Origin of the sequence: Micromonospora sp. ALFpr18c, from assembly GCF_008868155.1 — a bacterium.
In the GTDB taxonomy this organism is placed as follows: domain Bacteria; phylum Actinomycetota; class Actinomycetes; order Mycobacteriales; family Micromonosporaceae; genus Micromonospora.
On sequence record NZ_WBKR01000355.1, the window covers coordinates 1 to 2,456 of the forward strand.

Below are 2,456 nucleotides of genomic sequence, written 5' to 3' on the forward strand. Positions count from 1 at the left end.
CGACACGACGGCGTGAACGACACGCCACCATCCCGCGGCGCGGGCACCGAATCGACAGCAGGGATGACAGACTGCGCCATGACGAAGCTCCGGGTGGACCAGATCCGTGAGAAGACCTCGTCCTAACGGAGCTTCGGCCCCATTCGACACGCCGACGTGGTGACCACTACCCACCGTAAGATGATCTTGAAACGCCCGTGTCCTCCACATCGACCACGACCGCACCACATGACAACCGTCAGTAACCGAAGCCCTGCGCGGAATGGCTCAATGATTTGGTCGGGGCCCTGCCCCTTGTCCCTGTCCATACTGCTGAAGTGAAGCAGCGTAATATCTACCTCTCTCCATGCTCTGGGAGTAGGAAGGAGGAGGAGTGGGGGAACGAAGGGCCGCCGCTGTGGCCTGCTGACCACCCAAGCCCATCACCGGTGGCAGTGAAGGATGAGAATGGCTGGCGGGCGGATACCCTGGCGTGCCGTAACCCGCCGACGTTGAAGGGCCAGACGGCGGTGCGAAACCATATTGTCCGGGAGTCGGATACCCTGGCGTGCCGTAACCCGCCGACGTTGAAGGGCCAGACGGCCGGCCGGGCGGCGGTGCGGAACGCTTCGTGTTCGACAAACGGCTGTGCGACTTGGCATTTATGTTTTGAGGCAATTCGCTTACCCGGACACCTCGATTGGCTGCAATACTTTCAAGCTGGTCCTCCCGAACAGTGAACCGCCGCAGGACTCTGTCCTGATCTGCTCGCGAGAGCCAGAAGAAAAGATGCGGACGATCAATGCCGGCGAACCATCTTTGCAGCTCTGTCGCCGACGGAGCCTCCTGGCCTTCTTCACGCACATCCCTTGCGAATTTTTGAGCGTTCGGTTCTTCTAGTGCTGCCTTCATGAATTCGATCGCTACATCATCATCGATGTCTGGCATTGTCGTGCCCCTTCCGTTTGAGTGACTGTTGGATAGTTTGCAGTGGAGTGCGACGGGAGCAACCTCGCCGTCACCGGCGTCGACCACCGCGTCCTGCATCCCCATGGGGCGATGATTTCGTCGGCGAGGAGTTCGAGAGTCTGTTTGCCGCTGAGCACGTGTTCCCTCCCCCCCTGGGGTGTGGTGATCTCGCGTCAGTGTCCGAAGAGTTAAACGGATCATGCTCGGGCCAGGTTCAACCTCAGGGCCCCGGAGTAGTCCTTGATTGTCCGGTTGGTTATGGGATGCCGTGTAGTGCCGGGGTTGCGGCGGGGATGGTGTGGGCGCGCCTGGCGCTGGCGGTATGGTCCTGCGGGTTGGGGTTCACCGAGCTTGTCCAACGCCTCGAACTCCCGGTACTCATCCACGCTGAGCCCGTAGACGATCGCGGCCTGCTCGGCCAGCAGCGGTGGCTTGCGGTTACCCATGAGCGCGTCGTGGCGCGTTTGCTCGGCGCGGGTACGCGCGCGGTAGGGCTTCGCGTGGATCGCGACCAGCTCGTGGTACTCGGGGACGCTCAGGCCGCAGACCTCGGCGGCCTGAGCGTCCCGGCCGGGTTCGAACCAGTCGCTGCCGGCGGCGGTGATCCGGCGCTGCAGGTCGTCGTACCGGGCGCGGTCGTCAGCGCTGAGCGCGTCGACGCCGTCCTGCATGTACGTACGCCGCTTCTGTTGGTACAGGTGGTGCTGCTTCTCGCTGCTGTCGAGCCGCAGTTGCAGGTCGGCGTCGGCGACGTCACCGAAACGGGCCATCTCCAGGTGCATCCGCTCGTCGTACAGCCGGTCAGACTGCCTGACGAGCTGGCGGTACTCGCGGTCCATCCGGGCCGCCGTGGTGATGACGTCATCGACTCGCGCCGGCAGCTCGGCCCGTCCGTAGTTTCCAGACCAAAAACAACTCCAGGCATCATGATCGCCGACGTCCTCCCGGCGGTCTGACCCGAAAAACAACGGGCCGCGGTGCCTTGTTAGCGATACGTCGACCGGCGGGAGGACGTCGCCGTGCCGCCGCCGGCCGGGGTCGATGTGGCCTGATAGGAGCCCGACGCATCTCACTGGAGTTCTGCCCGCGTTCCCGCTGGCGGCGGTGCCGCAAGAGGTTGAGGCGACGCGACGGAGGTCCGGTGGGCATGGCAACATCGATCGAGCTGGTCGAGGTGCGAGTCACCATCGGCGTGGACACCCACGCCGACGTGCACGTGGCTGCGGCGATCGACCAGCACGGACGCCTCCTCGGCACGACCAACGTGCCGAGTACCGCTGCCGGGCACGCCCAGCTGACGGCGTGGGCGCAGGAACTCGGCCCGATCGACCAAGCCGGCGTCGAGGGCACCGGCAGCTACGGCGCCGGGTTGACCCGGCACTTGCTTGATCAGGGCATCTCGGTGATGGAGGTCGTCCGTCCGAACCGTCAGACTCGCCGCCGGCGCGGTAAGACCGACGCCATCGACGCCGAGACCGCTGCCCGGTCGGTGCTGGCCGGCACCGCGC

General features: G+C 64.7%; 2 protein-coding genes. One reads left to right on the top strand and one right to left on the bottom strand.

Annotated features, from left to right (window positions below; all coding sequences use genetic code 11):
* Positions 1–1,145 precede the first annotated feature (1,145 nt).
* Positions 1,146–1,787, bottom strand: a complete 642-nt coding sequence (locus F8271_RS30950) for a hypothetical protein (protein ID WP_151493328.1) — start codon at positions 1,785–1,787, stop codon at positions 1,146–1,148.
* Positions 1,788–2,095: 308 nt separating this feature from the next.
* Here F8271_RS30950 and F8271_RS30955 point away from each other — a divergent pair.
* On the top strand, positions 2,096–2,456 hold a 361-nt coding region (locus F8271_RS30955; protein ID WP_151493329.1), incomplete at its 3' end, for a transposase.

Coding starts and splice junctions, on each gene's coding strand:
- F8271_RS30950 (WP_151493328.1), bottom strand. CDS start 1,787: ATGGACCGCGAGTACCGCCAGCTCGTCAGGCAGTCTGACCGGCTGTAC.